We start from the raw sequence: 17,012 nt of genomic DNA on the forward strand, positions 1-17,012 counted from the left end.
CTTTCTAGGTTTGAACTGGTTGGTAAACTGAACTGACGAATACGCTTAGTGATGTTCCATATTCACGGCCTCGGCGAGGTAGAGGCAGGTGAGGATGGCGAACACATAGGCCTGCAGGAAGGCGATCAGGAATTCCAGCGCCGTTAGTGCAGTGACCATAATCAGAGGAAGAATGCCCGAGGCCGACAGCACGCCGCCCATGCCGATCATCGACACGACGAAGCCGGCGAAGACCTTGAGCGTGGTGTGGCCCGCCAGCATGTTGGCGCAGAGACGAAGCGACAGCGAAATCGGGCGCGACAGATAGGAGATAATCTCGATCGGCACGATGATCGGCGCCAGCCACATCGGCACGCCGGCCGGCATGAAATGCGTGAAGAAGTGGATGCCGTTACGGGCGATCGCAATCGCGGTGATGCCGAGGAAGACGACGATGGCGAGCGCGAAGGTGACGATGATGTGGCTGGTCACCGTGAAGCTGTAGGGCACCATGCCGAGCATGTTGGCCATCAGCACGAAGATGAACAGCGAGAAGATGAAGGGGAAATACTGGCGGCCGTTGGGGCCGACATTCTCGCGCACCATGTTGGCGACGAATTCGTAGGACAGCTCGGCCACCGACTGCAGGCGGCCCGGCACCAGGCTGCGCTGACGCATGCCATAGACCATCAGCAACACAGCGCCGACCACGCTCAGCACCATGAACAGCGAGGCATTGGTGAAGGAGAAGGCCTGAAGTGTGCCGCCGTCGCCGCAAAGCGCGATGCACTTGACCTTGAACTGCTCAAGCGGGCTGTGCTGTTCGGCTGCCACCGTTAGTCCCCTTCCTTTTTAGCGTCGCGCTCGCTGTCGGCGAGCTGCTGGCGCTGCATCATCAGTCCCGTGCGGATCGCCGACCACATCGCGGCCGCGATCCCCAGCAGGATAAAACCGACCAGACCCCAGGGTGCGCTCCCCAGCCAGCGGTCGAGCCACCAGCCGATGAACACCGAGACACCGACCGCGGCGACCATTTCGATCGCCAGCGACCAGGCCTTGCCGACCGTCGCCGTCTGGCGGGGATCGGCATCCGGGCGCCGCTTTGCCGCCTCGGCTGCCTGCCGGTCGCGCACCGCTTCGAGGTCGCGGTCGAGCCTGGCGAGCGCCGGATCCTCGGCATCGCTGCTCCCCGCGGTCGGTCGATCCTGTTCAGCCATGGTTCAGATTCCCCCGGCGCCAGAGGCGACCGCCCCCAGAAAGCGCGCGCACCATAGGAAGCGAGGGATTCAGCGTCAAGCCGCCGGACGGCACAGCAAGATTTAAGAATCAATCGCATCTGCCAAATCAACCCCTTTGTAACATCAGGGTTTTTCAGGCCTATTCGCGAAAGGCGCGCAGGCGCGATTCACCGGCCGGCGCGGCGGCGACGGAGAGGCTTCCGGCTGCGACAATCCGCCGCAGCAGGGCGGTCCGGGAGCGTCAGGGCAGGCCGGCTGGCAGGCCGGCGCAGGGGTAGTAAGTCACTTCGGGGCCGACATGGGGGGGCAGTTCCGCCTGGGTGATCGGGTCGAAGTAATACAGCGAGAGGCCGAAGATGCCGTAGGGTCGGCCCTCGGCATCGCTCAGCGGCACCACCAGGCGCTCGGCCAACTTGGCCTGGCGGCCGGCCGGCGCGATGCGGCGGTGCCCGACATGCAGCGCCGGGGTGAGCAGGATGCGGCGATAGATCAGATGGGCCATCGCCGCGCTTTCGGGCGGCATGAATTCCTGCGGCTGTTTGCCGGCCATGTTGACGCCCCAGGCCTCGTTGACCTGCTCGCCCGACAGCCGGCACAGGAAGCTGTCGCTCTCGGCGAGATACTGGAACAGCCAGACATGCGGCAGGCAGGTCTTGATGGCGGCGGGATCGAGGGCGGCGCGCGGCATCATCAGGCCGTTGCGGTTGGCAGCCCAGTGCTGCAGCAGCAGCATGAAGCGGGAATCGCGAAACCCCGGCCACTCGCCCGGCGGCGCCACCTGACCGTTTTCCCCGGCAATATCGCTGTGCCCCTGCATACCCATCCGCCCCGCATGCTAAGCGAGACATGCGGGTCCGTCGATGCATCGAGGCGTGGAAAAACGTCAACCGCCGCCGTCAGGGCGGCGATGCCGGCAGGCCGGCGCAGTCATACAGGGTGACGGCGCCCTGCATGTCCAGCGGATCGTCAAAACTGGATTGGGCGCCAAGGTAGTACAGCGTCAGGCCGAAAACGCCATAGGCGCTGCCGTCTTCGCGCGCCAGCGGCAGGATCAGGCGTTCGGCGCTCTGCGCCACGCCATCGGCAGGCGTGATGCGGCGACGGCTGACCTGCAGGGCCGGCTGCTCCAGCATGCGACGATACAGTTTCGGCACGTGCTCGCGCATCGGCGGCGGCATGAACAGGCTGGCGCGCTTGCCGATCAGGCTCTGGCCCCAGGCCTCGTTGACCTTCTCGCCGGCCAGCGTGCAGAGAAAATCGTTTTCCGCGGGCAGATACTGATAGAGCCAGACATGCGGCAGGCAGCCGCGGATCGCCGCCGGATCGATGGCATGGCGCGGCGCCATCAGGCCCTGGCGGCGCTCGGCCCAGTGCCGCAGCAGGCTGCGGAACCGGGGATCGGTCAGCGCCGGCCAGCATCCGGGCGGCGCCATGATCACCTGCTGGTTGATCGTCCCGCCCGCATCGCCTGCCACAACACTGTCCTGCATCATCCCCCGCAAACCCGCCTGTGTACTGTCTTCTTATGTTTGACAGCGATCATAGGACACAACGAGGGGGTGTGAACTAGCCCCCCGGGATTACTCCGCCGCGGCAGGATCAGCTGCGATCACCGCAGGTGCGGCACTGGGGGTCGCGGCGCAGCTTCACGGTGCGGAAATCCCCGCGCAAGGCATCGTACAGCAGGAGGCGGCCCGACAGGCTGTCGCCGAGATCGAGCAGCTCCTTGACCACTTCCAGCGCCTGCAGGCTGCCCATCACGCCGCCGAGGGCGCCCAGCACGCCGGCTTCCGAACAGGCCGGCACCGAACCGGGCGGCGGCGGTTCGGGAAAGACGCAGCGATAGCAGGGATGCGGCGCGCCCTTCCAGGGCTTGAAGGTGGAGAGCTGGCCATCGAAGCGCAGCATCGCCGCCGTCACCAGCGTCTTGCCCAGGCTATAGCAGGTATCGTTGACCAGGAAACGCGTGTCGAAATTGTCGCTGCCATCGGCAACGATGTCATAGGCGCCGATCAGACTGTCGGCATTCTGCGGCGTCAGGCGCTCGGTATGCTCGACGACGCGCACATGCGGGTTGAGACCGGCAATGGCGACCGCGGCGCTTTCGGTCTTGCGCCGGCCGATCGCCTCGGTGCCATGCAGCACCTGACGCTGCAGGTTCGACAGCGACACCGTATCGTCGTCGACGATGCCGAGCGTGCCGATGCCGGCCGCCGCCAGATACAGGAGCAGCGGCGACCCGAGCCCGCCGGCGCCGATCACCAGCACGCGCGCCTGTTTCAGCTTCTGCTGACCGGCGCCGCCGATTTCCGGCAGGATGACATGCCGGGAATAGCGCTCCAACTCGTCGCGACTGAACACGGACTCAGAGTCCGTCGAACAACGCGGTCGAGAGATAGCGCTCGGCAAACGACGGAATGATCACCACCACGGTCTTGCCTTCCATGCCGGGGCGCGCCGCGATCTCCAGGCCGGCGGCGACCGCCGCACCCGAGGAAATGCCGGCCGGGATGCCTTCCAGCCGCGCCAGCCGGCGCGAGGTCTCGAAGGCGGTCTCGTTGCCGATGGTAATGATCTCGTCGATCAGCCTGGTATCCAGGTTGCCGGGAATGAAGCCGGCGCCGATGCCCTGGATCTTGTGCGGACCGGGCTTGCCGCCGGAAATCACAGGACTGTCCTCGGGCTCGACAGCGACGATGCGGACCGACGGCTTTTTCTGTTTCAACACGCTGCCGACGCCGGTGAGGGTGCCGCCGGTACCGACGCCTGAGATCACCACATCCACCTTGCCGGCGGTATCGACCCAGATTTCTTCCGCCGTGGTGCCGCGGTGGATTTCCGGATTGGCGGGATTCTCGAACTGCTGCGGCATCACGCTGCCTGGGATTTCCTTCAGCATTTCGTCGGCACGGGCCAGCGCGCCCTTCATGCCAAGGCCGGGCGGCGTCAGTTCCAGCTCGGCGCCGAGGAACTTGAGCATTTTGCGCCGTTCGATCGACATGCTTTCCGGCATCACCAGGATCAGGCGATAGCCCTTGGCCGCGGCGACGAAAGCGAGCGCGATGCCGGTATTGCCCGAGGTCGGCTCGATGATGGTGGCGCCGGTCTTGAGTTTGCCCGAACGCTCCATCGCCTCGATCATGGCGATGCCGATGCGGTCCTTCACCGAATTCAGCGGATTGAAGAATTCCAGCTTGGCCAGCAGCTCGGCCTTGGCGCCGGCCTCACTGGCCAGGCGGTTGATGCGCACCAGCGGCGTGGCGCCGATAGTGTCGACGATCGAGTCATACACCTTGCCGCGCGGGGCGTTGAAATGACGGATCGTATTCGGCCGGGCCTCGGTCATGTGTCCTCCGGACTATGAATGCATCGAGCGACAATGCTGAAAAGCAGATTGGGCTCAGATGGCAAAATTATCGGCGCCTTCCAGCTGGGCAGCAAAACCGCTGGTTTCCGCCCGGCTGCACAGATCGTCCAGCGTGATCTTGTCGACACGCGCCATCAGCGCGGCCTGGCATTCCTCCCAGATCGGCTGCACGGTGCGGCGGCCGAGTTCGGAACCGGCGGTAAAATCGTCCTCGCCGTCGGCATCCAGCTCGGACACGATACGGACCACCTCGCCCACCGTGATGCGGCGACGTTCGCGCGCCAGCGTGTAACCGCCGCGCGGGCCGCGCACGCCCTTGAGGATGCCGTTGCGCACCAGATGCTGCATCACCTGTTCCAGATAGCGCTGCGGCACGTTCTGCCGGGTTGCGATATCCTTGGACTGCACCGGCTCGGGTCGCGCATGGAAGGCGATGTCCACCACTGCTTCCAGCGCATGCATGGTGCGCCGCGTACACTTCAACATGGCTCTCAGTCTCCTGCTGCTGTCTTGGGCGTTGCCACACCCGTAGAACCGAATCCGCCGGCGCCGCGCTGGGTTTCCGGCAGTTCGGCGACCGGCACCCATTCGACGCGGCTGTAGGCGGCGACGATCATCTGCGCGATGCGCTCGCCGCGATTGATGGTGAACGGCTGGTCGCCGTGATTGATCAGCACCACGCCCACCTCGCCGCGATAGTCGGCATCAATGGTGCCGGGCGAATTCAGCACGGTGATGCCATGCTTGAAGGCGAGCCCCGAACGCGGCCGCACCTGCGCCTCGAAACCGGGCGGCACGGCGATGCTGATGCCGGTCGGCACCAGCTTGCGCTCGCCGGGTTGCAGCACGATGGACTCCGCCACGGCAGCCAGCAGGTCGAAACCGGCGGCATCTTCCGTGGCATAGGCCGGCAGCGGCTGGCCGACTGCATGCGGCAGCTGCTTGATCGGCACATGCAGGGGAACAGGACGCGACATCACGAACCTTTCTTGGCGTTTTTCTTTATAGGTGCATCTTTGAACGACGCGGCAATGCGGGCGGCGAGCCGCGCGGCCACTTCGGGCTTGCTCAAACGCGGCCAGTCCTCGACGCCGGAGGCCGTCACCAGATGGACTGCATTGCTGTCACCGCCGAATGTGCCGGTGCCCTCAGAAACATCATTGGCCAGAATCCAGTCGCAGCCTTTCGACTGCAGCTTTTTCTGCGCATGCATGACGACGTTTTCGGTTTCGGCGGCAAAGCCGACCACCAGCGCAGGGCGCCGCCGGGCATCGGTGGTGCTGATGGCGCGCAGGATATCGGGATTCTCGGCCAGTTTCAGCACCGGCGGCAATTCGCCGGTTTTCTTCATCTTCTGCGATGCCTCCACCGCCACACGCCAGTCGGCGACGGCGGCAGCGGCCACGAAGATATCGACCGGAAGGTCGAGGAAGCAGGCCGAGAACATGTCGCGCGCCGCTTCCACATGCACGGTCTTCACGCCCGCAGGATCGGGCAGCGTCACCGGCCCGGTCACCAGAGTCACATCGGCGCCGCGCGCGGCCAAGGCTGCGGCAATCGCATGGCCCTGCTTGCCGGATGAGCGGTTGGCGATATAGCGCACTGGGTCGATGGGCTCATGCGTCGGACCGGAGGTGACAATGGCCCGCTTGCCTTTCAGATCCTGCACAATGGGTTGAATATTGGCGGCCTGCACGGTCGAGGGCTGATCGCCGCGCGGCTGTACAAGGCCCAGATGCGCCGGCAGCGGCTGGCCGAACCGCGCCTCGATGGCGGCAACGATTTCCAGCGGCTCGGCCATGCGGCCGGGGCCGTATTCACCGCAGGCCATCTCGCCGTCATTGGGCCCGACGAAGGCGACGCCATCCTTTTTAAGCCGTTCGACATTGCGCTGGGTGGCGGGATGAACCCACATGCGCACGTTCATCGCCGGCGCGACCAGCACCGGCTTGTCGGTGGCGAGCAGCAGCGTGGTGGCCATGTCGTCGGCCAGGCCATTGGCCATGCGGGCGAGGATATTGGCCGTGGCCGGCGCGACCACCACGAGATCGGCATCGCGCGACAGTTCGATATGGCCCATCTCGGCTTCGTCGGTCAGCGAGAAGAGATCGTTCGAGACTTTCTCACCGCTGAGCGAAGACACGCTGAGCGGGGTGACGAACTGCGCGGCAGATGCGGTCATCGCGCAACGCACGCTGGCGCCACGCTCGCGCAGGCGCCGGATCAGCTCCAGCGCCTTGTAGGCGGCAATGCCGCCGGAAATCACCAGCAGAATCCGTTTACCCTTGAGCACCGTTCCCTCGATTTTCCGGTAAAACCAGATAGACCGGACAAAAATAACGCGATTAGAATGTGTTTCAATTTAATCCACATCTCCTAAAACCACAAGTGCCGGCGGGAAATCCAAGACCCACATTGACTTTAACGTGACGTCAAACTGCACAACGGCCGGCGGATACTCCAAATCAACAGGCAAGGCAGGATGTTCAGAATCGGCGAGTTCTCAAGGATTGCCCGGGTTTCGGGGCGGCTGCTGCGATACTACGACAGTATCGGGCTGTTGAGTCCCCGGTATGTCGATCCGGCGACTGGCTATCGCCATTACACCATCGACCAGCTCGGCCGGCTCAATCGCATCCTGGCACTGAAGGATCTCGGCCTGACGCTGGACCAGGTGGCGCGGCTGATCGACGAACAGGTCTCGACCGACGAGATCCGCGGCATGCTGCTGCTGAAGAAGGCCGAACTGGAGCAGTCGCTCAACGCGGAAATCGCGCGGCTGCGCCATATCGAGTCACGGTTGCAGCAGATCGACGAGCAGGGCGAGCTGAAGAATTACGATGTGATCCTGAAATCCGCGCCGGCGCAGCCTTATCTGTCGGTACGGCGCCGCTTCAACGGCATGGATGACGTGGTGGCGATGCTGCGCAGTGTCGTTCAGGCCGTCATCACCCAGGTTTCGCCCGGTCAGCGCAACGAGCTGATCGTGGTGGCGCATTCCGATTTCGACGACGAAGACCTGGATCTCGATATCGGCTTCGGACTGACGAAATCCTTCAATCGCGCAGTCACCCTGTCGGACCAGACCGTCATGGCCGTGACGGAACTGCCGGCGGTGGACGCGCTGGCGACTCTGATCCGTCGCGGTCCAGGCGAGCAAAGCCATATCGCTTTCGGTGCGCTGGGGCTGTGGATGGAGGCCAATGGCTACCGAATCGCCGGCCCGAGCCGCGAGGTGTTTCTGGAACTGCCGTTTCAGGTTCCGGCGGCAGCAGACGCGGTCATGGAAATCCAGTTTCCGGTACGCAAGAACACCGCTTGACTTTGACGCCGCGTCAAACCCGCAGGCTCCTGTCGTGGCCATTCGGCCATCTTCGTAACAACGACAGGATATCCGATCATGTTGACCATCTATGGTGTGCCCTTCTCGGTCCACACCCGCAAGATCACGCTGACGGCCGCGTTCAAGGGCCTGGACTACAAGCTTGAACAGGTCTTCCCCTTCGATCCGCCGCAACAATGGTCATCGCTGAGCCCGACCGGGCTGATTCCGGCGATCAAGGACGGCGATTTCACGCTGGCCGATTCAACCGCGATTTTCCTGTATCTGGAGCGCGCCTATCCTGCACAGCCACTGTTGCCGCAGGACAATAGACTGGCAGGTCAGGCGCTGTTCCTCGATGCCTATGCTGGCGGCACACTGTTCCGCAACGTGGTGCACGGGCTGTTTTTCCAGAAGGTGCTGCGGCCCAAGGTGCGCGGCGAGGCGACCGATCAGGCTGTTGTCGAACAGATCTGCAGCGGGATCAGGCCGGGTGTGTTCGGCTATCTCGACAGCATCGCCGGCGGCGACTATCTGGCCGGCAACAGTCTGACCATTGCCGATATTGCGGTGGTGTCGAACCTGCTGACCTACAGCTATCTCGGCCTGGAGATCGAGACGGCGCGCTTCCCGAAGCTGGCAGCCTATTTCAAACGCCAGATCGCTTCGCCCTTTTTCGGTGCCGCCATCAGGGCCGAACAGGCCGCCGTGGAGGCGATGGGACTGGATCGCAGCCGGATCGCGGCCTGACAACGATGATATGGACCGGCGCCCCCAAGGCGCCGGTCTAGACGTGCCAGTCTACTAGACGTGCCGGTCAGACGTGCTGGCCGCCGTTGATGTGGATTTCGGCGCCATTCACGTAGGACGAGGTCTGGGTGCACAGGAAATAGATGGTGGAGGCCACCTCTTCCGGCTTGCCCAGGCGGTGCATCGGGATATCCCGGCGCACGATCTCGTCCGTGCCGGGCGACAGGATCGAGGTATCGATCTCGCCCGGCGCGATGGCATTGACCCGCACGTTATGAGGCCCGAATTCCCAGGCCATCTCGCGGGTCAGCGCCGCCAGCGCCGCCTTCGAGGTGGCATAGGCCATGCCGGCAAACGGATGCACACGGCTGCCGGCAATCGAGGTGACGTTGACGATGGAGCCCTGGGCTGCCTTCAGCTCGTCGAACAGGCCGCGCGCCAGCAGGGCCACCGAGAAGAGATTGACGTTGTAGACATGCATCAGGGTGGCCAGATCGGTATCCAGCACGCCGAGCCGGCTGCCGCCCGGACCTTTGGGCGAGATGGCGGCATTGTTGACCAGCGCATCCAGCTTGCCGTCGGGCAGGCGCGTTTTCAGGTCGGCGATGGTCGCCGGCAGAGTCGAGATGTCATTCAGGTCCATCTGCACATGGCTTTCCGCGCCGCCCTCCCAGGGGCAGTGTTCGGAAAACGGCTGGCGCGACACGGTGAAGACCCGCCAGCCGGCGGCGGAAAAGCGCTTCACGGTGGCATGGCCGATGCCGCGACTGGCACCGGTGAGAATAAGTGTACGTTGGCGATCCGTCATGGATTGAGAACCTATCGCAACACTATGGGCCGCGCCAGCGGCGGTGCGATCAGGCCGCACGAATTCGTCGCTTGATTCCTGCGCCTGCCGACAGGTGGGGCAAGAGCCGGTTTCGCCCGCGTTACCGTCGCCGCGCCCGGCCCGCTGTTGATGCAATATTCATCACGCGGGCAGCGGCCGGCATTCAGCACAATGGCGATGTGTCGGCGAAAATACCGCAACGCCGCCATAATTGCCGCAATGCTGCGGGAGTTTTTTCGCAGGCGAGCCGTTTCTTTCGGCTGGCCGGCACGATGCCGCGCTGGCGCAGTTGCAGGAGCGTGCATGAAGCCGGCTTACACCATCGGAATCGAAGAAGAATATTTCCTCGCCGAAACGGGCAGCAAGAATGCCATCTCGCGCATGCCGAAGGCACTGATCCGGCGCGCCCGCAGCGTGCTCGGCAATCAGGTGACGCCGGAACTGCTGCAGTCGCAGATCGAAGTGGTGACGCCGGTCTGTCAGTCGCTGGACGAAGCCCGCCAGTATCTGCGCCGTTACCGCAGCACGCTGCGGGACACCACCGCGGAATTCGGGCTGGAAGTCTTCGCCGCCGGCACCCATCCGATGGCGGAATGGTCCGAGCAGACGCCGACCGACAAGCCGCGATACGCCAAGCTGGCCAACGACCTGAAATTCCTGGCGATGCGCAACATGATGTGCGGCATGCATATCCATGTCGAGGTCACCGACCCGCATGTGCGCATCGACATCATGAATCGCGTACTGCCCTTTCTGCCCACGCTGCTGGCGCTCAGTACCTCGTCGCCGTTCTGGCGCAAGCATCCGACCGGGCTGATGGGATACCGTCTCGCCGCCTATGACGAGCTGCCGCGCACCGGCATCCCCGATTTCTTCGTCAATCTGGCCGACTATAACGAACTGATCGCCACCATGGTCACGGCCGGCGTGATCGAGGATGCCAGCCATGTCTGGTGGGCGATCCGGCCCTCCGCGCGCTTTCCGACGCTGGAACTGCGCATCGGCGATTCCTGCACGCATATGGAAGACACGCTGTGCATCGCCGCGCTCTATCGCTGCCTGATCCGCGCGCTCGGCCGCGTGCCCGAACTGAACGGCATCTGGCGTAACCACACACGGCTGCTGATCGAGGAGAACCGCTGGCGTGCCCAGCGCTATGGCACCACCGAAGGTCTGATCGACTTCAACGAGAAACGCCTGGTGCCGTTTGCCGATGTGATCGAGGGCCTGCTGGCGCTGATCGCCGAGGATGCCGAGGCGCTCGACTGCGTGCAGGAGGTGCGGCATGCCCGCACCATCCTTACGCGCGGCACATCGGCGGCACAGCAGATGGCATTGTATCGCGCGGCGCGCGATGGCGGCGCCAGCCGGCTGGAGGCCCTGCGCCAGGTGGTCGGCTGGCTGGCGCAGACAACGGCAGAGTAGTCATCCGCGCCGGCCGCGATATAGTGCGCGCCGCATGCGTGACGACGACGATGACGACACCACCCCGGACGCCCTGCGCCTCGACAAATGGCTGTGGATGACCCGCTTCTGCAAGACGCGGGCGATCGCGCAGACACTGGCCGCCAAGGGGCGGATCCGCATCAACGGCCGCCGGGTCGACAAGCCGCATGCGCTGGTAAGGGTGGATGATGTGATCACCCTGCCGCTGCCCGCGGCGGTCAAAGTGGTGAAGGTGCTGACCCTGCCCGCGCGGCGCGGCCCCGCCGCCGAGGCCCAGGCGAGCTACGCGCTGATCCCCTGAAGGATGCCACACGGGAGATTCCCCTTCGGCCGGATGTGGAGTCGCGGCGCAGTGTCGCAGCAGACATACCGCCGAATTTCTTTATCTTGGCGCAGTTAGGGTTTGACGATTTATCATATGTGTACGAATAATTGACCCTGATCAGGTGCTATGCTACCCGACGGGCCGCCGCTGCCCCATGTAAGCGGCAGCAGAGACCACAGACCCAGACAGACCAGCTTCCGAGCCCAGGGTTCCGCCGATGACCTATGTCGTGACCGAGCAGTGCATCAAGTGCAAATACATGGATTGCGTCGAGGTTTGTCCCGTCGACTGCTTCTATGTCGGCGAGAACATGCTGGTGATCAATCCGGACGAATGCATCGATTGCGGCGTCTGCGAACCGGAATGCCCGGCCGAGGCGATCCTGCCCGATACGGATAACCGGGCGGAAAAGTGGGTCGAGATGAACCGCGACTATGCCGCCAAGTGGCCGAACATCACCCGCAAGGGAGAGGCTCCGCCCGATGCCGATGCCTGGAAGGGCGTCGAGGGCAAATTCGAAAAGCACTTCAGCCCGAAGCCCGGCGACGGCAGCAAATAACCTTCCGCAGACGGCGGCGTATTTCGCCATACTCGGCGCTCAGGCATTTCCATTTCCACTCTCGCGCGCAGACTCCCGGGCCGGCGCGGCGGTTCGCTGCTGTCCTTCAGCGGCATTTTGTGTTAGATTTATAACGATTGAATAACCCCGGCTTGCAATCCTGTGCGGCCGGGCGAAAGCGACCGGGCTGCAGGGGGAGGCATGTTGCAGCTCTTGGTTGCGTTCGCGAGACGGGTTTCGACCACAGCGACCTTTCAGCAGGTTCCCCGGGAACCTGGCCGGTGGCTATTCGGTCGGCGCCTGACCCCGGTCGTTCGTTGCAGGCCGCTGTCGCGGTTTGCAGTCCATATGCGTTCCGCAGCCGTATGCGTGATGCCAAGCCATGTGCGTAATGCCAAGCGAGGGTGGTCCAGTGACGAAAGCCCCAGTTAAGAAATCCGGCAAGGCGCCGGCCCAGAAAAAGCCTGCCCTGGCTGCCGCCAGGCCGGCCCAGAAGACGCCGGCCCGGAAAACGGCCGCCCAGGCCGCCTCCAGTAAAAAGCCGGCGACCGTTGCCAAGCATGCTGCCAAGCCGGCGGCCAAACCCGCCGCCAAGCCGGTCGCCCGGGCCGCTGCGAAGCCCGTCGCCAAGCCGGCCGCGAAGCCGGCGGCCAAGGCTGCGCCGGCCAAACCTGCGCCCAAGGCCGCGCCGGCCAAACCCGCCCCCAAGGCTGCCGCACCCGCCAAGGCCGCTGCTGCGGCCAAGCCAGCGGCCAAGGCCAAACAGTCGGCCAAGGTGATGCCCGTCCCGGTCAAGCCGGTCTGGTCAGGCAAACCGATGGCGGTTTCCGCGCCGCCGACCCGCCCGCTGCCGCAGCCGGTGAAGCCGGCGGCGCCCGAGCCGAAACAGCAGCAGCAGCAGCAGAACAAGCCGATCCAGCTCAAGCCGGTACCGGCCAAGGTGAAGGTGGATTTCGCCGCCGGCGACTATGTCGTCTATCCGACGCATGGCGTGGGCAAGATTCTGCGCATCGAGCGGCAGATGATCGCCGGGTTCGAACTCGACCTGATGGTGGTGGAATTCGAGCGTGACAAGATGACCGTGCGCGTGCCGCTGTCGAAGGTGAATTCGGTCGGCATCCGCAAACTCAGCTCGCCACAGAAGATGAAATCGGCGCTGGACACCCTGAAGGGCCGCGCCCGCGTCAAACGCGCCATGTGGAGCCGCCGCGCCCAGGAATACGAGGCAAAGATCAATTCCGGCGACCCGGTATCGATCGCCGAGGTGGTGCGCGACCTGCACCGCAATGCCGGCCAGCCCGACCAGAGCTACTCCGAGCGCCAGATTTATGAATCGGCCCTCGACCGCCTGGTGCGCGAACTGGCGGCGGTGGAACGGATCGACGAGGATTCCGCCGGCAAGAAGCTGGAGAAGATTCTCAAGGTTGCCTGATCCGGCGGCAGACTCCGGTTTGTTCCCGCCTTCGCTTCAGGCGCGAAAAGATCACACGGCTTTTCGCTCGCATTCTTCAGCGGGTCCGGTAGCATCGGTTGCCGGACCCGTTTTTCATTGGCCGATTCGTTAGCGATTTGTCCGCGCCACTCAGCACCGCTCCCCTTCTCACCCCGCCGCTCCCGGCGGCGCCCGTTTCCGTGTCTCAGGGCGCTGCGGCAGCCGATCCGGTTTTTGCCGTGTTGCGCCATGCTCGCCGGGTCTGGGCCGTGGCCGCGGTCCATGCCGAGGCCGCCCGCCTGCATGAGGCGCATGATGAGCTGGCTGCCCGCCTGCTGCCGGGCGACCGCCTGGTCTATCTCGGCAACATGATCGGCCAGGGCAGCGAGACCATCGCCACGATGGATGAGCTGCTGGCGTTCCGCCGCGACTTCCTCTGCCTGCCTGGCGCCGAACCCGACGACATCGTGTACCTGCGCGGCGCGCAGGAGGAGATGTGGCGCAAGCTGCTGCAGATCCAGTTCGCACCAGGCCCGTCCGAGGTCTTTGACTGGATGCTGCGGCATGGCCTGGCGCCGATGCTGCACGGCTATGGCGTCGATCCGCAGCAGGCGCGCGGCATCCTGCGCGAAGGCGCGCTGGGCATCAGCCGCTGGACCAATTCGCTCCGCGCCGCGATCCGCAGGCATCCCGGCCATGACGACCTGTTCGGCAGCTTCCGCCGCGCCGCCTATACCGGAGGCAACGAGCTGCTGTTCGTGCATGCTGGCATCGACCCGGCCGTGCCGCTGACGTCGCAGTCCGACCATCTGTGGTGGGGTTCGCCGGCTTTCCGGGGCCTGAGCCAGCCTTATGCCGGGTTCCGCCGCGTGGTCAGCGGCGGCAATCCGCGCGGCGAAGGCGCCCATCTGGATGCCTTCACCTGCTGCCTGGATGGCGGCGCCGGTTTTGGCGGCCCGCTCAATGTCGCCTGTTTCGGGCTCGACGGCGCCCTAGTTGAAAGTTTTGCAATCTAGGCCGCGGACCCTTCCCTGACAGTTGCGCGATCCGAGCGCGTCGATAGCATGTCGGCCATGCAGAACTCCGATATGGAGCAGCTGGTCGTCGATCTGCTCGACGACCAGCGAACAAAACTCGAGGACTATTTCGCCGCCCGTGGCGCGCGTCTGGAAAGCCTGATCTGGTCCCCAACCACGGCGGATACCGATCAACCCATCTTGCGCTTTCTGATCGAATACTGGGACCGCCTGCGCGACGGCGACCTGCTGCCGCCGGCCAATGCCGTATCGCCCTTCGATCTCAAGCCGGCGCTCGGCCATGTCTTGCTGATCGACGTGCTGGATGACGGCTGGAACGGCCGGTTCCGCGTCTATGGCACCAAGGTGGCCGAAACCTATGGCCGCGACATGACCGGCCGGCTGCTGTCCGATATCGATGGCGGCAATTATGCCTCGATCTTTTTCCGCTCGCTGTATCGGGCATCGTGGCTGCGCAAGGCCTCGTATTATTCGCATCACTATCCGCCGGCCCATGTGGCGGTGGAATCCTGGCAGCGCCTGGCCCTGCCGCTGGCCGGCGCGGATGGACAGGTCAGCCGCTTCCTGGCCTGCAACATTGCCGGTCGCTGGCGGCCGCCGGCGCGGCCCCCGGTCAAACCGGCCGGTCCGGGCACGGCGGCCTGAGCGCCGCCTGCTCCGGCAGAACCTTCCGGACCAATTGTAACAAAGCTTTCGTCCCGAACACGCAGGCGTGAGTGATCCGCCGCCGGTACCCGGGCGTAGAATTGGCAGACCAGCGAGGCTGCCATGACGCCACTGCGGAACGCGACATCCACAACACAGGCCGGCACAACACGGGCCGGGCGGGTCGACGCCGGCCAGGATGAATATCGCGGGGCGCATGGCGGTGCCCGTCCTGATCAAGACAGGGCCTTCGTCCGCCGCGCCATGCGCCTGCCGCTGCTGTCGCCCGAAGAGGAAGTCGCCCTGGCACGGGCCTGGCGCGAACACCAGGACCAGACCGCGCTGCACAAGCTGGTGGCGCCGCATATGCGGCTGGTGATTTCCACCGCGGTGCGCTTCCGCCATTACGGCCTGCCGGTCAGCGACCTGATCCAGGAAGGCAATCTCGGGCTGATGCAGGCCGCCGCCCGTTTCGAGCCGGAGCGCGAGGTGCGCTTCTCCACCTATGCCGCCTGGTGGATTCGGGCCGCGATCCAGGATTTCGTGCTCCGCAACTGGTCGATCGTGCGCACCGGCACGACGGCGGCGCATAAATCGCTGTTCTTCAACCTGCGCCGGCTGCGCGCGCGTATCGAGCGCGGCGGTCCCGACGCGCTGACGCCGGAAGGCCGTCGCCAGCTGGCGCGGCAGCTCAATGTCACCGAGAGCGATGTCCTTCATATGGAAGGCCGCCTCGCCGCCGGCGACCGCTCGCTGAATGCGACCCTGAGCGAGGACGGCGAAAGCAACTGGCAGGACATGCTGGTCGACGACCGGCCCGATCCGGAAGCGGTGGCGATGCAGCAGCGCGACAGCCGCCTGAAAGCGCGCTGGCTCGGCGAGGCGATGGCCGAACTGCCCGAACGCGAGCGCCGCATCCTGCAGGCGCGGTTCTTCAGCGAACACGGCACGACGCTGGAGCGGCTCGGCACCAGCATGGGCATCTCGAAGGAGCGCGTGCGCCAGCTTGAGGCGCAGGCGCTGACACGGCTGCGCAGGCGCTTAAGCGATATTCCCGGTCTGCAGCCGCACTAAACGGCGGCAGCCAGCCCCGGCGGGGAAACGCCGGAGATAAAAGACGCCAGAAACATCTTCCCCAGGACATGCTTGGTTTCCGGTCTGCCGGGCTGCAGCCGCCCTTCGCGGATCGCCTGCCGAAACTCCGAAACAGTCACCGCCGAGATATCCGCGTCAGGTACCGTCCGCCAGGCTGCAGCAGCAGACGCGCTGAACAGAACTCCGGCATAGTAAAGGCGGGTGAGCGCGCGCGTCATTGCAAGGCGGGCGCGGAGACTGTCGTCCGCCACGCGGCCGAGCCAGGCCTGCAGGAACACGGCTTCTAGCTCCGGTGACGGCGCCAGATTGTCCAGCATGATCGCCACATCGACGAGCGGGTCGTTACGGTAGGCCGATTCCCAGTCGATCATCCAGAGACGCTTTCCATCGAACAGAATATTACCGGGGACGGGATCGTTGTGGCTGGAAACTGACTTTTCCGAATCCCAGACATAGACCTCGCGGATCTGCGCGAGATGTTCCGTGTGTGCATCGAGCGCGCCGGCAGCGAAGAGTCCGGTGCGGCATACATGCGCCCACAGCCGGCCGACAATATCCGGATATTCAACGAATCGCGGAAAGGGTGGCGTCGCCTGGACGCGCGCCAGCATGGCTCCCAGCGCCTGTGCCAGCGCACGGGGCCCGCCCGGATAGGTCTCCAGCGGCTGCTGCTCGATAAAATCAATCACCGCAACGCGGGATGCCTCATCGATGTAATGAATTCCCGGTGCGATCTCCGCCTCGGCCGCACTGCGCATGGCGATATACTGGTGGGGATTGCGCAGCGGGCTTGCCACGCCTTCGATCCGCAGCAGGTAGCGCCGTCCGTCCGCCTCGACCGAAAAGACAGATGCGCTGGAAGCGCCGCCCTTAAGCGGCGCGATTGCGCCGATCGGAGCAGATCCAAAGGCTGCACGCAACGCCGACTTTGCAGCTTCGCGTTGCGTATCCGGAAGCGCGTCGAACGGATTTCTGACCATGGCTGTCC

At 64.6% G+C, this 17,012-nt stretch carries 20 protein-coding genes; 9 read left to right on the forward strand and 11 right to left on the reverse strand.

Translation table 11 applies throughout. From position 1 onward, the window contains the following. Positions 1 to 45: 45 nt before the first annotated feature. The 9 genes from OJJ21_RS08225 to coaBC all read right to left on the reverse strand — a co-directional run bounded on the left by OJJ21_RS08225 (position 46) and on the right by coaBC (position 6,877). Positions 46 to 813: a F0F1 ATP synthase subunit A gene (locus OJJ21_RS08225; protein ID WP_297684994.1), complete on the reverse strand. Its 768-nt coding sequence runs from the start codon at positions 811 to 813 to the stop codon at positions 46 to 48. Between the two features lie 2 nt (positions 814 to 815). Further along, the gene (locus OJJ21_RS08230) at positions 816 to 1,196 is read right to left on the reverse strand and encodes an AtpZ/AtpI family protein (protein ID WP_297684996.1); all 381 of its coding nucleotides are present in this window, start codon (positions 1,194 to 1,196) and stop codon (positions 816 to 818) included. A 262-nt stretch (positions 1,197 to 1,458) separates the two neighbouring features. Beyond that, entirely contained in the window at positions 1,459 to 2,034 is a 576-nt protein-coding gene (locus OJJ21_RS08235; RefSeq protein WP_297684998.1) for a PAS domain-containing protein, read from the reverse strand. 79 nt (positions 2,035 to 2,113) lie between these two features. Next, positions 2,114 to 2,710 carry a PAS domain-containing protein gene (locus tag OJJ21_RS08240; RefSeq protein WP_297685000.1) on the reverse strand — a complete coding sequence of 199 codons (597 nt, stop codon included), beginning with the start codon at positions 2,708 to 2,710 and terminating at the stop codon, positions 2,114 to 2,116. A 106-nt stretch (positions 2,711 to 2,816) separates the two neighbouring features. Next, positions 2,817 to 3,578, reverse strand: coding sequence for a molybdopterin-synthase adenylyltransferase MoeB (gene moeB / locus OJJ21_RS08245; RefSeq protein WP_297685002.1), 762 nt, complete (start codon positions 3,576 to 3,578; stop codon positions 2,817 to 2,819). A 4-nt stretch (positions 3,579 to 3,582) separates the two neighbouring features. Continuing rightward, on the reverse strand, positions 3,583 to 4,563 hold the full coding sequence (cysK, locus tag OJJ21_RS08250) for a cysteine synthase A (RefSeq protein WP_297685004.1): 981 nt from the start codon (positions 4,561 to 4,563) through the stop codon (positions 3,583 to 3,585). Between the two features lie 54 nt (positions 4,564 to 4,617). Beyond that, on the reverse strand, positions 4,618 to 5,070 hold the full coding sequence (locus OJJ21_RS08255) for an Rrf2 family transcriptional regulator (RefSeq protein WP_297685006.1): 453 nt from the start codon (positions 5,068 to 5,070) through the stop codon (positions 4,618 to 4,620). A gap of 5 nt (positions 5,071 to 5,075) precedes the next feature. Next, positions 5,076 to 5,561 carry a dUTP diphosphatase gene (dut, locus tag OJJ21_RS08260; RefSeq protein ID WP_297685008.1) on the reverse strand — a complete coding sequence of 162 codons (486 nt, stop codon included), beginning with the start codon at positions 5,559 to 5,561 and terminating at the stop codon, positions 5,076 to 5,078. Next, positions 5,561 to 6,877 carry a bifunctional phosphopantothenoylcysteine decarboxylase/phosphopantothenate--cysteine ligase CoaBC gene (gene coaBC / locus OJJ21_RS08265; RefSeq protein ID WP_297685010.1) on the reverse strand — a complete coding sequence of 439 codons (1,317 nt, stop codon included), beginning with the start codon at positions 6,875 to 6,877 and terminating at the stop codon, positions 5,561 to 5,563. The genes dut and coaBC overlap by 1 nt, the downstream gene beginning before the upstream one ends. A 189-nt stretch (positions 6,878 to 7,066) precedes the next feature. On the opposite strand from coaBC, the gene OJJ21_RS08270 reads away from it, so the two are divergent. Next, positions 7,067 to 7,906, forward strand: coding sequence for a MerR family transcriptional regulator (locus OJJ21_RS08270; protein ID WP_297685012.1), 840 nt, complete (start codon positions 7,067 to 7,069; stop codon positions 7,904 to 7,906). Between the two features lie 78 nt (positions 7,907 to 7,984). Then, entirely contained in the window at positions 7,985 to 8,656 is a 672-nt protein-coding gene (locus OJJ21_RS08275) for a glutathione S-transferase family protein (RefSeq protein WP_297685015.1), read from the forward strand. 67 nt (positions 8,657 to 8,723) lie between these two features. Here OJJ21_RS08275 and OJJ21_RS08280 read toward each other — a convergent pair whose 3' ends face one another. Next, positions 8,724 to 9,464: an SDR family oxidoreductase gene (locus OJJ21_RS08280; RefSeq protein ID WP_297685017.1), complete on the reverse strand. Its 741-nt coding sequence runs from the start codon at positions 9,462 to 9,464 to the stop codon at positions 8,724 to 8,726. Positions 9,465 to 9,788: 324 nt separating this feature from the next. Between OJJ21_RS08280 and OJJ21_RS08285 the strand changes: the two genes are divergently transcribed. The 7 genes from OJJ21_RS08285 to OJJ21_RS08315 all read left to right on the forward strand — a co-directional run bounded on the left by OJJ21_RS08285 (position 9,789) and on the right by OJJ21_RS08315 (position 16,003). Further along, positions 9,789 to 10,910, forward strand: a complete 1,122-nt coding sequence (locus tag OJJ21_RS08285; protein ID WP_297685019.1) for a carboxylate-amine ligase — start codon at positions 9,789 to 9,791, stop codon at positions 10,908 to 10,910. 34 nt (positions 10,911 to 10,944) lie between these two features. Beyond that, positions 10,945 to 11,232, forward strand: coding sequence for an RNA-binding S4 domain-containing protein (locus tag OJJ21_RS08290; RefSeq protein WP_297685021.1), 288 nt, complete (start codon positions 10,945 to 10,947; stop codon positions 11,230 to 11,232). Positions 11,233 to 11,473: 241 nt separating this feature from the next. Further along, complete coding sequence (gene fdxA, locus OJJ21_RS08295; RefSeq protein ID WP_297685023.1) at positions 11,474 to 11,815, forward strand: ferredoxin FdxA; 342 nt, start codon at positions 11,474 to 11,476, stop codon at positions 11,813 to 11,815. Between the two features lie 412 nt (positions 11,816 to 12,227). Next, complete coding sequence (locus OJJ21_RS24400; RefSeq protein ID WP_366092635.1) at positions 12,228 to 13,247, forward strand: CarD family transcriptional regulator; 1,020 nt, start codon at positions 12,228 to 12,230, stop codon at positions 13,245 to 13,247. Between the two features lie 200 nt (positions 13,248 to 13,447). Continuing rightward, positions 13,448 to 14,263, forward strand: coding sequence for a hypothetical protein (locus tag OJJ21_RS08305; RefSeq protein WP_297685024.1), 816 nt, complete (start codon positions 13,448 to 13,450; stop codon positions 14,261 to 14,263). Positions 14,264 to 14,320: 57 nt separating this feature from the next. Further along, a complete protein-coding gene (locus OJJ21_RS08310; RefSeq protein ID WP_297685025.1) occupies positions 14,321 to 14,929 on the forward strand; it encodes a PAS domain-containing protein in 609 nt (202 codons plus the stop codon). 123 nt (positions 14,930 to 15,052) lie between these two features. Continuing rightward, positions 15,053 to 16,003 (forward strand): RNA polymerase factor sigma-32, encoded by a 951-nt coding sequence (locus OJJ21_RS08315; RefSeq protein ID WP_297685026.1) that lies wholly within the window; start codon positions 15,053 to 15,055, stop codon positions 16,001 to 16,003. Here the strand turns inward: OJJ21_RS08315 and OJJ21_RS08320 are convergent. Next, complete coding sequence (locus OJJ21_RS08320; RefSeq protein WP_297685027.1) at positions 16,000 to 17,004, reverse strand: phosphotransferase; 1,005 nt, start codon at positions 17,002 to 17,004, stop codon at positions 16,000 to 16,002. The genes OJJ21_RS08315 and OJJ21_RS08320 overlap by 4 nt on opposite strands. Positions 17,005 to 17,012: the final 8 nt, after the last annotated feature.

The organism is Ferrovibrio sp., assembly GCF_025869515.1.
Classification (GTDB): domain Bacteria; phylum Pseudomonadota; class Alphaproteobacteria; order Ferrovibrionales; family Ferrovibrionaceae; genus Ferrovibrio.